Origin of the sequence: Micromonospora sp. LA-10 (assembly GCF_051853095.1) — a bacterium.
Taxonomy (GTDB): domain Bacteria; phylum Actinomycetota; class Actinomycetes; order Mycobacteriales; family Micromonosporaceae; genus Micromonospora; species Micromonospora echinospora_A.
Genome location: NZ_CP195710.1, coordinates 2,544,597 through 2,559,231, shown reverse-complemented (window position 1 = coordinate 2,559,231; position 14,635 = coordinate 2,544,597). Strand labels below are relative to the sequence as shown.

Genomic DNA, 14,635 nt, shown 5'->3' with positions numbered 1-14,635 from the left:
AGCGGGCGAGAACCTGGATCAGGCGGCGATGGCGCGAGCGGCGGCGTACATGTCGGCGGGCAGCGGTTGCCGCAGCTCCCAGAGGATGCGCATCGGCCGGTCGCCGCTGTGCTCCTGGTATGTCATCGGCCCCGCGTACAGGTACGGCGGAGCACCAAGGTCACGGTCGGCGATCTTGGTTTCCCGGACGAACAGGTGCACGGTCGAGCCCTGTGCGACGTGGTTGACGTACCGCCGGCCGGTGGCCGAGCCCGACGACGTGGTGCTCTGCGACTCCCACTGGAACAGCCGGTCGGTGATGGCACGGTCGGCGTACATGGTGGTGGGGGAGTAGTGCTCCTCGGACTTCACGAGCGTGACGAAGAACAGATCCGCCTTCTCGTCCGGCAGCCACTTCACTCCCTCGCGCAGCGAGCCCGGGTTGGTCATCCCGAAGGCCGCGCACGCCTCGTTGCGGCTGTAGCGGGCGTGCACCCGCAACGGGACCTGGCCCGACGCGGGTGGCTCGGTGACCCGGTGGATGCGGTCGCGCAGTACGTCGGCGACCTGCCGCAGTTCCGCGCAGCGCGCCGGTTCCGCCCATAGCCGTTTGAGCCGGGCGTCGCGTTCAGCCAGCGGCACCGATGGCCCCCACAGGCTGAAATGCAGCATGTCGAGCAGTCGCCCGCGGGTGGGGCGCTGGCCGGCGGCGACCCGAGCGATCAGATCCAGCCGGTCGACATCGTCGGTGTGCAGCATCCGGCTGATGGCCCGGCCCAGATCACGGTCGTCCGGGCCGCCCTCGGTCGGGTCGAGGCCGGCGAGACGCCGCAACCCGGCCCAGCCGCCGAGGCTTGCCGACCGGTAGACGTCCTCGATCTTCAGACCGGTTTCGCGCAGGAAGGTGGGCAGGCTGACGTCACCGAGTTGCCGTAGGTCCGCCACCAGCGCGTTCTTCGACGTCGGCAGCGCCGACTTGAGATTACGCAGGACGATGTCCTTCGCCACCCGGTCCAGCTCAATGTGGCAGCCACTGGGTAGCGAGGGGAAGTCCTCCCGGACGGCGGCTTCGACCGCCCGCCGGCTCACCCCGGCAAGTGCCCGCCAGCGCAGATCGAAGCGGAAGTTCGCGTGCTGGCCGCCGATGAAGTCGAGCACGGTCAGGCACGGCTTGTCGTCGTCCAGCCGCAGACCCCGGCCGAGCTGCTGAAGGAAGATCGTGGCGCTCTCGGTGGGACGCAGCATGAGGATGGTGTCGACCATTGGCAGGTCGACGCCCTCGTTGAACAGGTCGACGGTGAAGAGCACCCTCAGCTCGCGCTTGCGGAAGCGGTCGATCAGCGCGTGTCGGTCGGCGCGGCCGACAGTTGATGTCACGGCCGCCGCCGGCACACCGTGCTGGGTGAACCAGTCGGCCATGAATTCGGCGTGCCCGATGCTCACGCAGAAGCCGAGCGCGCGCATCCGCCCGACATCAGCGATGCGCCGGACCGCGTGCAGGATGAGGCGCGCCCGAGCGTGGTTGCCGGTGTAGACGCCGTCCAGCTCGGCCTTGTCGTACCCCTGCCCGCGCTTCCACCGCACTCGCGCCAGGTCCACGTCGTCGTGCACCCCGAAGTATTGGAACGGCGCTAGCAACTGACGTTCGAGGGCTTCCCACAGGTGCAGCTCCACCGATGCGCGGCCGTCGAACCACCGGCGCAAGTCGCCGCCGTCACTCCGGTCGGGGGTCGCGGTTAAGCCCAGGAGTACGCGGGGCCGAAGGCGTTCCAGCAACGCCGTGTACGTGGCCGCCTCGGCGTGGTGGAACTCGTCGACGATGACCATGTCGTACGCCTCGGGGTCGATCTCCTGCCGGTGCAGCGACTGGATCGACGCGAAGACGTGCTTCCACCCCTGCGGCCGGTCGCCGCCGACAAGCGTCTCGCCGAACGTGCCGTCGCCCATGACATGGCGAAACACCGACCGGCTCTGCCGCAGGATCTGCTCTTGATGCGCGACGAAGAGCAGCGAGTCGACGTGCCCTGCCCGCTGGAGCCGGCGATAATCAAGCGCTGCCACCACGGTCTTGCCGGTGCCGGTCGCCATCACCACCAGGTTGCGCCAGCGGCCGTGCACCAGACGCTCGGCGTCGAGGTCGTTAAGAACCTCCTGCTGGTACGGGAACGGCCGCACGTCCAGGTTCGCGATCTCGGTCGGCGCCTCGTCGGCGCGTTCACCACGTAAGGCAATGCGCAGACGATCGGCGTCGGTTGCCGGGTCGTACGGCTCGAACGCCGAGTCGTGCCAGTAGTCGGCGAACGTCGCCTCGAACGTGTCGATGACGTGCGGCTGCTCCAGCTTCGAGATGCGGACGTTCCATTCCACGCCGTCGACAAGCGCGGCCTTGGACAGGTTCGACGAGCCGACGTACGCGGTGGTGGTGCCGTTGTTGCGCCGGAACAGCCACGCCTTTGCGTGCAGGCGGGTGGTCCGCGTCTCGTAGGAGACCTTGATCTCGGCGCCCAGCTCCGCGAGCCGATCAAGCGCCCGCTGGTCGGTGGCCCCCATGTACGTCGTCGTGATGACGCGGACCCGGCCACCTCGGGCGATCAACTCGCTGATCGCGGGCTCGATGATGCGCAGCCCGTGCCACTTGATGAAGGCGCAGAGCAGGTCGACCTCGTCCGCCGAGGCCATCTCGTGGCTGACCTCGTGGCCGATCCGCGGCTGGTGCCGGCCGTTGACCAGGAGCGCGCCGGTGGAGAGCGGTGTCGAGGGGCGGATCGGGAAGACGGGCGCAGACGGCGGGGTGGGCGGCGCGGCGATGGCGTGCAGCAGACGTTGGGCGTCCGCCACCTGGTCGTCGGCGGTTACGGCGCGGGGTTCGGCCTCGGCGATGTGTGCGGCGATGCGGTTCGCCAGGTCGACCTGCCGGGCCAGCTTGTTGTCCCCGCCGCCGACGCCGAGGAGGGCTCGGCGGGCCAGGCCAGCGATGTGCCGGGCCAGCAGGTCGTGCGCGTCGGCCGGGTCAAGCTTCTCGTCTCGGACGCGGGCGTTATCGATGTGCTGGAGCTGGGTCGCCAGCTTTTCCGTGATCAAGTGCTCGTAGATGCCCTGTTCAAGATCCCCCACGAGGGCAAGCTAGCCGCGATGAACGCCGGGCGGAAGCCGGTGCGGTAGGTGTCAGGAGCTTTGTCCCGCGGCCTGTCGGATCATCGACACTCGGGGTGCTGGCCGCCGCGTTGCTCCATCAGTGGCGCTCTGGTGCGGACCTCGAACAGTGGTGCACCCTCCCGTGTGGGCCGGAGCCACCCGGCCGGTTGCCATCCCCAGGAGTCATACGCCTGTTGGGCAGCAGCGTTGTCGGGCCGCACGAGCAGCGTGGCGCGTTCCTCTAGCCGGGTACTCAGCAGCCGGTCGTGGAGGGCTCGGGCAATGCCACGGCGTTGCCACGACCGCCGCACCAGCAGTTCGCAGACTGCGAAAGTTCGGCGCCCGTCCTCGTCCGTGAAGCCGTCCGGCACCGGTTCGTGGATGCCGTCCCACCACGGCGTGTCGGCGGCCAGGGGAAATCCGTAGATGTAGCCGACCAGCTCGTTCTCGACTCGGGCCGTCACCAACTCCCAGCCTTCCTGCGGGACGTGCGCGGCGAGCTGCTGTTCGTACCGCTCGGCTGTGTAGCGAGGACCATCGGCGGCGTGCGCGTCGAGATACACGTCCACAAGCTGGCCCAACAAGCCTTCGGCCGCTGCGGCTGTGGCGACGAAGTTGCAGGTTGTCTAGCACGAAGCAAGGATTCCATCGGGAATCGTCAGTTGGCAGTCGCGTTGCCCGCTGCGCTTTGGTAGAGGCCGAGTATTGCCGGCATGAGCAGCGGAGTCGCCGCCAGCGTCTCCTGCGATGTGCTGTCGTGGGCGACGCCACGGCGATCAACCACAGTGGCCCCGGCCTCCCGCGCGATGATGACACCGGATGCCATGTCCCAAATGTGGTTCGAGAGAGTTAGCGCAGCGTCCAGCCTTCCCTCGGCGAGCCAGGCAAGGTCGAGGGCGGCGCTGCCTGTCATGCGTACGCGTTGAGTCCGCGAAGCGAGCTGGGCAGTCAAGGCCAGCCTCAACGCGTTCTTGGTCTCGGCGTCAGCTCCGACGGCGTAATCACCGATGGCGACAATCGCGTCTTTCAGCAGGTTGACTCGGCTGACCGTTATCCGCTGCCCGTTGGCCTGGGCGCCGCAGCTTTCCACGGCGGTGTATAGCGAGCCCAGGAACGGAAGCTCGATCACGCCGAGCACCGGATTCTCGCGATGCACGAGTGCGAGCGAGACGGCGCACATCGGCAGGCGACGGAGGAAATTCGCGGTGCCGTCGATGGGGTCGAGCACCCACCGGAGCTCGGCTGGGCCCGAGTTCCCTTCCTCCTCGCCGAGAAAGCCGAATTCGGGCGTCTCCGCTGCCAGAAAGGTACGGACCTCCCGCTCGATAGCGAAGTCGAGGTCGGAGGCGACGTCCCGATCGCCCTTGAGGGTGAGTGCCCCGGGAGATCCCTGCCGCATCGCGAGAGCAGCTCGGCTGACGGCTTCGATTGCGACGGGCAGGAGGTCCTGGTAGGTGCTCACAGCGCTTTCCCGCGCTGCCAACGCGATTCGAAGAACTGCTCGAACACCTGATACAGCCCGGCCTGGTCCGTGCTCTGCCGGATGACGAAGGCGGGTGAATCCACCCCTCGACTGTCGGTCAGGTAGGGCTGCGCCACGCACTGATCATCCACGAGCACGATGTTGAAGCGAAGAGTCTCGTCATAGGTGGCCAACTCCATGCGAGTCTGGAGCTCGCCGGGTAAGCGCTCACGGACTCGCAGCAATGTCTCCACGTTGAGTTTGGTGAGCGCCGCGAGCTGCCCGGAGACGAATCCCTCCTCCGCCTCGCGCGCCTGGATCGCCGTCCCCGCTGGATCCAAGAACAGGCACCGTGCGTGGGTGCCGCCTGCCAGGAGCGTTTGCCAGTGACGGTCCGCGTAGTCCTGGCAGAGCATGTTGAGAGACAACCCGATCGCTCGGACGCGACGCGCGCCGTCTAGGAGACGGTCTGCGGGCAGGTGAGCGGTGAGCTGAGATCGGCTCGGATAGACCGCGATCAGGCCGGCCAGGTTGTCGGCCGTCGGACCGAGCAACACGTCAAGCGCCAAGAGGACGTCTCCCGGCGGTGTTTCAGTCGTCTCCCAGCCGACGACGCGTTCGGCCGTTGGGCTCCACCCGAGGACGGTGCCGAGCAGGCGAGCGAAGGCATCTGGCGACAGCCCGGCAGCGTTCCGGGCGTCTGTCATGCGTCGCCGCGCCGCTGCTGCGAGATCGGAGGTGGCCTTTGCCGCGACCACGCGCCCCGCGTCGTTCCGGCAGGTTGAGGCAAAGCGGCTGCGAACGTCCTCCCCTGCCGCTCCGAGTGCGGTGTCGAGGGCGGCCTGCATCTCCGGCCGGGGACAAGCCGCGTCCAGTGCGGCTTCCCACTTCGAGACGGTTCGCTCGGCGACGCCGAGGTGCGCGGAGAAGTCACGGATGCTCAGCCGCAGGGCCTGCCGCAAGGCCCGCGTCTCTCGGCCTGTCCACCTCTGCACAGTCGTCATTCGTGCCGTCCTCGATCACGCGAAGTTCAGACCTGAGGCAGCGTAGTGCGCATCGGTGCAGTGCAGTTACCACTGTGGTGCAGTGAGTAGTCATGTTGTGCAAGGACAGGGTTGACGAGGCTGGACGCATGGCCCGGGGCGGGTGCTGGGCTCCGGTGGCACCGCGTCCCCCGATCGCGGCTCCCGCCGTCCCCGCCCGCCTCGGTGCCACTCCACGAGACCCGACCCTGGAGGCGCCCGCCGATGTCCGCCGTACTCGCCGACTTCCCCGTCCTCACCCCGGTCACCGACGAGGACCTGCTCGTCGCCGCGCTGGCCGTGCGCGTCCACGTGCCCGAGCACTGGCCGCAGGGACCGCTGTGCCGCAGCGAGCGTGTTCCGTACCCCTGCCGGCTGGCCCGGTGGGGGAGGGCGACGCTCGCCGCGGCCGGATTGCCCGACGAGGCCGTGGCAGCCGCGGCGGTGGCGTCGTGATCTACGTGACCGGGGAGCGGGTGCAGGCGTACCAGGTGCGCAGTGCAGCCTTCGACACTCGCTGGCGCGGACTGGACCCCGTGCAGGTGCGCGACTACCTGGGCCGGGTCGCCGACGAGCTGGACCGGCTGCACCGCGAACTGGCCACCGCACGGACCGAGTCGGAGCGGGTCCGCCAGGCGCTGCGGCAGTGGCAGTCCCGCCACAACGGCTGCCGGCGACGCGGCCACGATGCCTGAACCGCGCTGGATCATCCACCTGCCGACCACGTTGACCAGCCAGGACGCCGCCGCCGGGCTGGCCGCCGCGCTCGCCCGCTCGCTCGGGCACGTCGACGTGGTGGACTTCGGCGAGACCACGCTCAGCGAGGAGGATGCACAGCACATGCGGCACCGGGTCTGGTGCGACCATCGGTTGCCCGAGGGCGGGCGCTGTGGGCGGCGGGATGGTCACGGCGGGTCGTGCGGGGCGACGGAGCTGCGCTGACGCCGGTACCGTCCCGGCGTGCTCGACACCGAAGAACTGCTTGCGGCGTTCACGTCGCCCCGGCCGTACACGATGGCGGTCGTCGCCGACGCGCCGGCCGCGCCCGGCGTGCACCTGGTGCTCGACGGCGGCGTGGTGATCTACGTCGGCTACACCCGCAACCTGCGCTCCCGGCTGCGGCAGCACCTCACCGGCAACCGCGACTCGTCGGTGCTGCACGATCAGGTCGGCCATCTCCTCGACACGCCCGGCCGCGCCGCGACCCGCGACGACATCGCCGGGTGGCTGGGGCGGCGCGAGGTCCGCTGGCTGGAGACCGACCACCCCGAGGGTACGAAGGACGCGCTGGTCCTGGCGTTGCGTCCCCGCTTCAACCGGCAGGTGCCGAAGGCTCGCTGAGGCGGCACGTGTTAAGAAGGGGCCCCGCCTCTACCGGAGACGTTAAAAGGGGGCCCTTCCTTGCACGAAGCGGAGCAGGTGGTTCAGCGGGTACTGCGGGACCTCCGGGAGAGGGCGCACCGCGGCGTCGTCGTGGACTCGCCGCCGGGCGCCGGGAAATCCACCCTCGTGGTCCGCGCCGCTGTCGAGATCGCCGCCACCGGTGACCCGCTGATGATCGTGGCGCAGACCAACGAGCAGGTCGACGATCTCATCGACCGGCTCGGCCGCAAGGCACCGGCGCTGCGCGTCGGGCGGCTCTCCGCGACCGACTACCGGCCCACCGAGCGGGTCACCGGGCATCCGGCGGTGCGGGTCGCGGCGAAGGTCGCCGACCTGGGCGGGCCGGCGGTGACCATCGGTACGGCGGCCAAGTGGGCCACCGTCACCGAGGGGAGCTGGCCGTGGGCGATCGTGGACGAGGCGTACCAGATGCGCGCTGACGCGCTGCTGCGCGTGGCGGGGCGGTTCGAGCGGGCGCTGTTCGTCGGCGACCCGGGGCAGCTCGATCCGTTTTCCACAGTGGAGACGTTCCGCTGGACCGGGCTGACCTGGGATCCGATGCAGTCGGCGGTGGCCACGCTGCTGCGGCACAACCCGGAGCTGCCGGTGCACCGACTGCCGGTGTCGTGGCGGCTGCCCGACTCGGCCGCGCCCGTGGTGTCGGCGGCGTTCTACCCGTTCACCGGGTTCCGCGCCGGCACCGGACCGGCCGACCGGGTGCTGACGTTCACCGAGCCGGGCCCGGGTGACGCCTACGACGCCTCGGTGGAGGTGGCCGCCGCGACCGGCTGGGCGTTGCACGAGCTGCCGGCCCGGCACACCGTGCGTACCGACGGGGAGGCCGCCGCGGCCTGCGCGGAGCTGGCGCTGCGGGTGCTGGCGCGCGGCGCGGTCGCGGTGAGTGAGGCCGCGCCGGCCGGCGCGCCGGTCACCGCGGACCGGATCGCCGTCGGGGCCGCGCACCGCGACCAGGTCGCGGCCATCCGGTCCCGGCTGGGCACGGCCGGGGCGGGCATCACCGTGGACACCGCCAACCGGCTCCAGGGCCGGGAGTACGACGTGACGATTGTGCTGCACCCGCTCTCCGGCCGACGGGACGCGACCGCGTTCCACCTGGAGTCGGGGCGGCTGTGCGTGCTGGCGTCGCGGCACCGGCACGCCTGCGTGGTGGTGGCCCGGGCCGGGATCGGTGAGCTGCTCGACGCGTACCCGTCGACCGAGCGGGTGCACCTGGACGTGCCGGTGAAGTTCCCGGACGGCTGGGAGGCCAACCAGACGGTGCTGACCCACCTGGACGCGCACCGGGCGTGACGGGGGGCCGTCGCGGCATGTCGGGCAAACCGTTCGGATCTTCCGGCGGTCGAGGGCGGTGGGCACGATGGCCGGATGTACCCTCACGACCCGTATCAGCAGGATCCGTACCAGCAGCAGTATCCGCCGCCGCAGTACCCGCCGCAGGCGTACGCGCCGCAGCCGGAACAGCGGACGAACAGGTGGGCGATCGCACTGTGGGTGGCCGTGCCGGCGCTGCTGGTGATCCTGTGCTGTGCCGGCTGTGTCGCGTCCGGGTTCGCGGGCGGGTTCATCGACGGGTTCAACGAGGGCTATTCGTCGTCGTAGGCGTACCTCGGCGCGCGCCGCTGGCGGCGGTGCGTTAGACATGGATCATGACCGCGAGCGTGCTGCCCTGGCTGGGTGGGGGTGTGGTGGCCCTGGCGGCCGGGTTCCTCGCCGCGTTGCTGCCCCGGCGACGCGCCCGCGCGCAGGGCCGGCGCGTTGCCTGGTCCTCGGCGCGGGCGGCGATCCACGACGCCACTGTGAGCCGGGACGCGTCCCCGACGGCGGTGCCGGAGGCGGAGCGGCTGCTGGCCCGGGCCGAGCTGCTCGCCGCCGGGCGGGGCGGCGCCGACGCGGCCCGCGCCGCGGCCGAGCACGCGCGCCGGGCCGACGAGCTGTGGCGGGCCGGCCGGTGACCGCGCCGAGGTTGCCGGTGCGCCGGGAGCTGGTGCGCTGGTCGCTGCTCGCCGCCGCGGCGGCAGTGCTCGTGGTGTTCCTGGGGGCGCAACGGCAGAGCGTGGAGGTCAGCTACGGGCGGTCCCCGTCGGCGGGCGCGCTGCCGCAGGAGGGGTCGGCCGGGGAGTTGAGCGACGCGAGCGTGCCGTCGGTCGAGGAGATGACGGCGCTGGTCGCGGCCGAACCGGTGGTACGGCTGCCCGGGGCGGTCGCGCGCTGGGACGAGCAGCGGGTACGGGCGGCCATCGGTGACCGGGGCACCCGGATCCTGGTCGCCCCTCCGGGTCTGGACGAGGCGGAACGCCGCCGGGTCAAGGACGTGGAGAGCGCCGAGATCCGGATCGTCGGCACCGAGGTCAGCGGCGGGCTCTACGTGGCCTCGCCGGACGACCTGCCGGGTTGGCGGGCCCGGTTCGCCACCCGCGACGTGACCGGCCCGCTGCTCACGCTGCTGGCCACGCTGCACGACCAGCCGACCCCGCCGGACCGCGACGACCTGCGCTGGCGGGAACCGACCGGCGCGGAGCTGGCCCCGATGGTGAGCGCGTTGCGCGCCACCGGCCGGTACGTGGGCTCCGGCACCACGCTGACCCGGCTGCCGGAGAAGGCGGCGAGCAGCGCGTTCCCGGACGGGGCCTGGTTCGTGGTGCTGCCCGCGCAGCCGTACGGGGAGCCGCTGCCCGCGTACGGGCCGGCACTGCACCGGCTCGCCCCGGACCAGCCGCTCGTGGTGATGTACGGCGACTGGATCGAGTACCACGGTCCGGGCGCTGCGGAGTTCGCCGAGGTGGCCGGCGCGAGCTTCTACGCCCAGTTCGGCAGCCGGCTCGGCCGGTACGCCTATCCGCAGCAGAACGTGCTCGGCACGTACCTGGGCCAGGTGACCGACGTGCGGTACGCGGGGCTGTTCGACCGTCCGCTGCCGTACCGGCCGTTCGACCCGTTGCGGGTGGCGCTGCCGGCGTTGCCGTGGATCTTCGCCGCCTGCGTGGCCGGTTTCGTGGTGCTGTCGATCCGTACCGTGCGGGGGAGCGGTCGCCGTCCGGCCGACGTCGGTCCGGGCGGTACGCCGGCCCGGCTGGCCGGGCTCTCCGCGCTCGCAGTGGAGCTGTCGCTGCTCACCGATGCCCGCAGCGACCCGGCGCTGGTGCGGGGCGTGGGCCGGTTGCGGGCGGCCCGGGACGCGCTGGACGAGGGGCTGCCCGACCGGCACGTACGCGAACTGCTCGCCGACGCGGCGGCCGAGCTGGACGACGTGGCCCGGGACGTGCGGATGCCCGGCTACCGGCCGGACGTCTACCTGCGGGCGAGGCTGTCGTGAGCGGCGTCGCGACCCGGCCCGCGCGGGTGCCCGCCCGGCGGGGCGCGGCGGCGACCGGTCCGCGCCGGCTGCTCGGCCGCCTGGTCGGCACCGCGTTCGGGCGGGCGACGCTCGCCTGCCTGGCGCTGGCCGGCTGGGCACTGTGGTCCGGCGGCATCCTCGACGGCCCGGTCGCCCGGCAGGTGCGCAGCTCGTCGGTCTACGCCGCTCCCGGGGTCGACCTGGACCGGGCCGCCGCCGAGCGGGTCATCGGCAACCGGCGGCTGGTGGTGCTGATCATGGAGCCGGGCGCCGACCTGCGCGAGGCGTGCGCCGACACCAAGCGCGCCGCCCAGGGCACGTTGGTGCTGGCGATGAGCCGCGACGGCGAGGACTGGGACACCTACGGCTGCTCCCGCCTCGGCGGCGACGGCGCCAAGGACCTCGGCCGGGCGATGGTCGCCGAGACCACCATCGGCCGGGGCGCCGACGCGTTCGTGGACCGGCCGGTCGAGGCGCTGAAGGTGATCGTGCTCAACTACGACCGGCTGGTCCGGGCCGGTCTGGTGCCGGACGGGGCTCGTACCATCAGCCCGTCGCTGCCGCGGTATCTCCTGGCCGGTGGCGCGGTGACCGGCGTGGTGGCCGGCGCCGCGGTGCTCTGGTTCGGCGGTCGCCGGGCCGGTCGCCTGGCGGACGCGCGCCGGGCCGGGCGGGACGCGCGCGCCGACGAACGGGCCGCGCTCGGCGCCGCCACCGCGGTGCTCGCCCAGCAGATCATCGACCTGGACGGGTACGCCGGGCCGGCCGCCCCGGCGCACCGGCGGCTGGCAGCCGACTACGTCGGCCTGCTCGACGAGGTGTCCGAGGTGGACGACGACGCCGAGGCGCTGCGCCGGCTCCGGGAGCGGGTCGAGGAGCTGAACCGCCGCGCGGCGGCTCTCGCCGACGACGCCGCTTCCGGCCGGGGCGCGGATCGCGCAGGTGGCCGCAAGCCGGACAAGCCGCCGGGCGGGCGGCCGGACAGGACCGCGACCGGGCGGCCCGGCCGGACGGCGGCCGGCACGCCGGGGAAGGGCCGGGCGCGCGGACGGGGCCGGCGGTGACCCGCCGACCCCGTCGTCTCTGCGTCGTCAGCGCTGGGCGCCCACCGTCGCGGCGGCCGGCCAGCTGCCGGTGAAGACCTGGGCGGGCGTCGCGCTGCTGGCGGCGAAGCCGAACAGCGAGTCGACCCGGGAGGCCTCGGCGGAGCTGGGGTACGGGTTGGTGCAGCTCGTACCGGCGCTGCCGCCGGACATCAGGATGGCGCAGTTGCCGTTGTAGTTGTCCGGCAGGCCGAGGATGTGGCCGATCTCGTGCGTCATGATGCGCAGTGCCGAGTACTGCTGGGCCTGGTTGTAGTCGATCACCACGCGGCCGTTGCCGAGGCTGGTGCGCTGGGCGTACGAGCCGCCGCCGTAGGTGTAGGTGATCCGCAGGTTGGACCCGCACTGGGCCATGTTGATGTTGTTCGTGTAGTTGTTCCAGATCGCAGCCGCCTGCACCGCCGTGTTGGCGAACGGGCCGGCCTGGCTGATGTTGTAGCAGACGTTGCGGACGGCTGCGGAGGCCGGAGCCGGGTTGACGGCTACCGCGCCGAGCGCTGCCAGCGTCGCGGCCGCGAGGGTGGCGAGGATCCGGGACAGCTTGGGCTTACGCATGGTTCACACTCCTTGGGATGGGGGTGAGCGGAACGCCGCAAGCCTATAGATAGGTATCGATCGATATCAAGGGGTGGACGCGTGCGGATCGTCGCGTTCACCGTGGCGACGACCTTGTCGTAGTCGCCGCGCGCCTCCGCGTGGCGGAGGAACTTCACCCGCTCGACCTGGATCTCCGTCGCGTCCGGCTGCGACTCCAGCAGCGTCATCACCTCGGCCACGAACTCGTCCAGCGGCATGGCCGTCTCGTTGCTCTCGTGGCCGGGCAGGAGTTCGGTGCGCACCGCGGGCGGCACCAGCTCCAGCACCCGTACGCCAGTGCCGGCCAGGTTCAGCCGGATCGACTCGCTGAGCATGTGCACGGCCGCCTTGGAGGCGTTGTAGCTCGGTGTGACCCGCAGCGGCACGAACGCCAGGCCGGACGAGACGGTGACGATCGTGGCGTTCCCGCGCTGCCGCAGGTGCTCGACGAACGCGGCGATCAGCCGGATCGGGCCGAGCACGTTGGTGGTCACCACCTCCTCGGCCGAGGCGAGGAACGTGTCCGGTGAGCGCCAGTCCTCGATCCGCATCACGCCCGCCATCGTCACCAGGACGTTGAGGTCCGGGTGCTTCGCCAGCACCCGGTCCGCGGCGGCGGTGATGCTCGCCGGGTCGGCGGTGTCGATCGTGACGGTGTCCAGGCCGGGGTTCGCGGCGGCGATCTCGTCGAGCAGCTGGGCGCGCCGGCCCCCGATGATCACCGTGTTGCCCCGGTCCCGCAGGGCGAGCGCCAGGGCCAGGCCGATCCCGCTGGTGGCGCCGGGAATGAAGATCGTGTTTCCGGAGATGTCCATGCGGCAAGCCTGCGACGCCCGGCGGGGCGGGTGAAGAGATCGCTGATCGGGGGACCGCGGATCCCTGGTTCCCGGCGGCGCGCGGCGGATACTCGGATTGTGGACCGCCAAGCCATGGCCGAATTCCTGCGCCGCCGCCGCGAGGCGCTGCGCCCCGGCGACGTCGGACTGCCGGAGGGCGCCCGCCGCCGGGCGCCCGGCCTGCGCCGGGAGGAGGTCGCGGCGCTCGCCACCATGTCCACCGACTACTACACCCGGCTGGAGCAGCGGCGCGGCCCGCAGCCGAGCACGTACCTGCTCGGCGAACTGGCCCGGGCGCTGCGGCTCACCGCGCACGAACGCGCCTACCTGTTCCGGGTCGCCGGGCACAGCCCGCCCGAGACCGTCGCCACCACCGGCCACGTCGCGCCGGCGTTGCTGCGGGTGCTGGACCGGCTGACCGACACCCCGGCGCTCGTCCTGTCCGACCTCGGCGAGACGCTGGTGCAGAACCAGTTGGCGGCCGCGCTGTTCGGAGACCGCTCCGGCTACACCGGACTCGCCCGCAGCGAGGTGTACCGCTGGTTCACCGACCCGGCCGAACGGGAGCGGTACCCGGTGGAGGACCGCGACCGGCAGAGCCGGGCCCAGGTCGCCAACCTGCGCGTCGCGTACGGCTCGATGGGTCCGCGGTCCCGCGCGGGCGAGCTGGTGCGGGTGCTGTGTACGGCCAGCACCGAGTTCGCCGAGCTGTGGGAACGGCACGAGGTGGCGCAGCGCTTCGCCGACCACAAGACGCTGATCCACCCGGAACTCGGGCCGATCGAGCTGGACTGCCAGGTGCTCTTCACCGAGGACCAGTCGCAGGCGCTGCTGGTGCTCACCGCCGAGCCGCGCAGCGAGGCCGAGGAGAAACTGCGGCTGCTCGCCGTGCTCGGACACGAACGGTTCCCGTCCACCACGTCGTGAACGCGGCACAGGAACAGTCGTTCACGCCGCCGGGTATCCCCGGCTTTCCTGTCGACCTCCCGTCACACAGGGTGTTTATCTGATCGCTTCCGGTCGATAGCGTCGGGCCACTGCCGTCGACGAAGGGCCGACGATGAACCACAACGGACACCCGCTCGACCGTCGGCGACTGCTCGCCGGCGCGGCGGCAGCCTCGACGGTCACACTGACCGGCCTGGCCGTCGCCTCCACCCAAGCCGCCGCTGCGGCGGCGCCCGCCCGCCCCGCGACGCCGCTGATCGCCCGGGACCGCATCGCCACCGCCGCGCTGCGCGCGCCCGACGGCTCCGCGCTCGCGGTCGGCGTCCAGACCGACTTCCACGCCCGGCTCGCCGCCTGGCTGGCGTTCTGGTCGGCGAACTCGCCGCCGGCCTGGAGCACGCCCGTGCAGGTGGTCGCCCGGATCGAGCCGGCCGGCGACGCGCTGGTGCTGCACGCGATCCGGCACCGCCGCGACGACGAGCTGCACGCCGGGTTCGCCGCCGGCCGGCGCGACGCCACCCACCTGGCCACGCTGGCCAGCCTGCACCACCACTTCCCGAGCGTGCGGGTCCGGCCGGACGGCACGATCCGGGTCGCCGACGGACCGGCCGGGTTCACCGGCGCGCCGGAACAGGTCGCCTTCGCGGTCGCGGCCTGCCGCGAATTGTGGGGCGACGCGGCGGCCACCGCCGGCCGCTGGGCGGAACACGCCGCCCGGGTGCTCGCCCGCGCCGGGCAACGCACCGACGCCGCCTCGCACGCCGGCTGGGCGGCCTTCACCCGCACCAGCCTGCGTCGCGGGCTGGGCACCGAATCGTACGAGTGACCGGAGGAAG

The 14,635-nt window shown here is 72.0% G+C and carries 17 protein-coding genes; 11 read left to right on the top strand and 6 right to left on the bottom strand.

The window, feature by feature from the left end:
• Positions 1-18: 18 nt before the first annotated feature.
• The 4 genes from ACSDG8_RS11885 to ACSDG8_RS11870 form a co-directional block, all read right to left on the bottom strand.
• On the bottom strand, positions 19-3,093 hold the full coding sequence (locus ACSDG8_RS11885) for a DUF3427 domain-containing protein (protein WP_210943185.1): 3,075 nt from the start codon (positions 3,091-3,093) through the stop codon (positions 19-21).
• A gap of 80 nt (positions 3,094-3,173) precedes the next feature.
• Positions 3,174-3,677: a GNAT family N-acetyltransferase gene (locus ACSDG8_RS11880; RefSeq protein WP_307856270.1), complete on the bottom strand. Its 504-nt coding sequence runs from the start codon at positions 3,675-3,677 to the stop codon at positions 3,174-3,176.
• A 95-nt stretch (positions 3,678-3,772) separates the two neighbouring features.
• Entirely contained in the window at positions 3,773-4,576 is an 804-nt protein-coding gene (locus ACSDG8_RS11875; protein WP_210943187.1) for an inositol monophosphatase family protein, read from the bottom strand.
• Positions 4,573-5,580 (bottom strand): DUF5919 domain-containing protein, encoded by a 1,008-nt coding sequence (locus ACSDG8_RS11870; protein WP_439427870.1) that lies wholly within the window; start codon positions 5,578-5,580, stop codon positions 4,573-4,575. Before ACSDG8_RS11870 ends, ACSDG8_RS11875 begins: the two co-directional genes overlap by 4 nt.
• 243 nt (positions 5,581-5,823) lie before the next feature.
• Between ACSDG8_RS11870 and ACSDG8_RS11865 the strand changes: the two genes are divergently transcribed.
• The 9 genes from ACSDG8_RS11865 (at position 5,824) to ACSDG8_RS11825 (ending at position 11,400) form a co-directional block, all read left to right on the top strand.
• On the top strand, positions 5,824-6,054 hold the full coding sequence (locus ACSDG8_RS11865) for a hypothetical protein (protein ID WP_210943189.1): 231 nt from the start codon (positions 5,824-5,826) through the stop codon (positions 6,052-6,054).
• Entirely contained in the window at positions 6,051-6,293 is a 243-nt protein-coding gene (locus ACSDG8_RS11860; protein ID WP_210943190.1) for a DivIVA domain-containing protein, read from the top strand. The genes ACSDG8_RS11865 and ACSDG8_RS11860 overlap by 4 nt, the downstream gene beginning before the upstream one ends.
• On the top strand, positions 6,286-6,540 hold the full coding sequence (locus tag ACSDG8_RS11855; protein WP_210943191.1) for a hypothetical protein: 255 nt from the start codon (positions 6,286-6,288) through the stop codon (positions 6,538-6,540). The genes ACSDG8_RS11860 and ACSDG8_RS11855 overlap by 8 nt, the downstream gene beginning before the upstream one ends.
• Before the next feature lie 18 nt (positions 6,541-6,558).
• Positions 6,559-6,939, top strand: a complete 381-nt coding sequence (locus tag ACSDG8_RS11850) for a GIY-YIG nuclease family protein (RefSeq protein WP_210943192.1) — start codon at positions 6,559-6,561, stop codon at positions 6,937-6,939.
• Positions 6,940-6,999: 60 nt separating this feature from the next.
• Complete coding sequence (locus ACSDG8_RS11845) at positions 7,000-8,292, top strand: AAA family ATPase (RefSeq protein ID WP_210943193.1); 1,293 nt, start codon at positions 7,000-7,002, stop codon at positions 8,290-8,292.
• Between the two features lie 75 nt (positions 8,293-8,367).
• A complete protein-coding gene (locus tag ACSDG8_RS11840; protein WP_073830753.1) occupies positions 8,368-8,601 on the top strand; it encodes a hypothetical protein in 234 nt (77 codons plus the stop codon).
• A 47-nt stretch (positions 8,602-8,648) separates the two neighbouring features.
• Positions 8,649-8,954 (top strand): DUF6403 family protein, encoded by a 306-nt coding sequence (locus ACSDG8_RS11835; protein ID WP_184682507.1) that lies wholly within the window; start codon positions 8,649-8,651, stop codon positions 8,952-8,954.
• 17 nt (positions 8,955-8,971) lie between these two features.
• Positions 8,972-10,315: a hypothetical protein gene (locus ACSDG8_RS11830; RefSeq protein ID WP_307856271.1), complete on the top strand. Its 1,344-nt coding sequence runs from the start codon at positions 8,972-8,974 to the stop codon at positions 10,313-10,315.
• The gene (locus tag ACSDG8_RS11825; protein ID WP_439427869.1) at positions 10,312-11,400 is read left to right on the top strand and encodes a hypothetical protein; all 1,089 of its coding nucleotides are present in this window, start codon (positions 10,312-10,314) and stop codon (positions 11,398-11,400) included. The genes ACSDG8_RS11830 and ACSDG8_RS11825 overlap by 4 nt, the downstream gene beginning before the upstream one ends.
• A gap of 27 nt (positions 11,401-11,427) precedes the next feature.
• Here the strand turns inward: ACSDG8_RS11825 and ACSDG8_RS11820 are convergent, their stop codons facing one another.
• Both ACSDG8_RS11820 and ACSDG8_RS11815 read right to left on the bottom strand, forming a co-directional pair.
• Positions 11,428-11,994, bottom strand: coding sequence for a snapalysin family zinc-dependent metalloprotease (locus tag ACSDG8_RS11820; protein ID WP_210893609.1), 567 nt, complete (start codon positions 11,992-11,994; stop codon positions 11,428-11,430).
• On the bottom strand, positions 11,922-12,830 hold the full coding sequence (locus ACSDG8_RS11815) for an SDR family oxidoreductase (protein ID WP_439427868.1): 909 nt from the start codon (positions 12,828-12,830) through the stop codon (positions 11,922-11,924). Before ACSDG8_RS11815 ends, ACSDG8_RS11820 begins: the two co-directional genes overlap by 73 nt.
• Before the next feature lie 99 nt (positions 12,831-12,929).
• On the opposite strand from ACSDG8_RS11815, the gene ACSDG8_RS11810 reads away from it, so the two are divergent.
• On the top strand, positions 12,930-13,778 hold the full coding sequence (locus ACSDG8_RS11810) for a helix-turn-helix transcriptional regulator (protein ID WP_210943196.1): 849 nt from the start codon (positions 12,930-12,932) through the stop codon (positions 13,776-13,778).
• 133 nt (positions 13,779-13,911) lie between these two features.
• On the top strand, positions 13,912-14,625 hold the full coding sequence (locus ACSDG8_RS11805) for a hypothetical protein (RefSeq protein WP_210943197.1): 714 nt from the start codon (positions 13,912-13,914) through the stop codon (positions 14,623-14,625).
• Positions 14,626-14,635 lie beyond the last annotated feature (10 nt).

Excerpts from the sequence above, each read along its gene's own strand:
- ACSDG8_RS11870 (WP_439427870.1), bottom strand. The coding sequence starts at position 5,580 with ATGACGACTGTGCAGAGGTGGACAGGCCGAGAGACGCGGGCCTTGCGG.
- ACSDG8_RS11865 (WP_210943189.1), top strand. The coding sequence starts at position 5,824 with ATGTCCGCCGTACTCGCCGACTTCCCCGTCCTCACCCCGGTCACCGAC.
- ACSDG8_RS11855 (WP_210943191.1), top strand. The coding sequence starts at position 6,286 with ATGCCTGAACCGCGCTGGATCATCCACCTGCCGACCACGTTGACCAGC.
- ACSDG8_RS11840 (WP_073830753.1), top strand. The coding sequence starts at position 8,368 with ATGTACCCTCACGACCCGTATCAGCAGGATCCGTACCAGCAGCAGTAT.
- ACSDG8_RS11835 (WP_184682507.1), top strand. The coding sequence starts at position 8,649 with ATGACCGCGAGCGTGCTGCCCTGGCTGGGTGGGGGTGTGGTGGCCCTG.
- ACSDG8_RS11820 (WP_210893609.1), bottom strand. The coding sequence starts at position 11,994 with ATGCGTAAGCCCAAGCTGTCCCGGATCCTCGCCACCCTCGCGGCCGCG.
- ACSDG8_RS11815 (WP_439427868.1), bottom strand. The coding sequence starts at position 12,830 with ATGGACATCTCCGGAAACACGATCTTCATTCCCGGCGCCACCAGCGGG.
- ACSDG8_RS11805 (WP_210943197.1), top strand. The coding sequence starts at position 13,912 with ATGAACCACAACGGACACCCGCTCGACCGTCGGCGACTGCTCGCCGGC.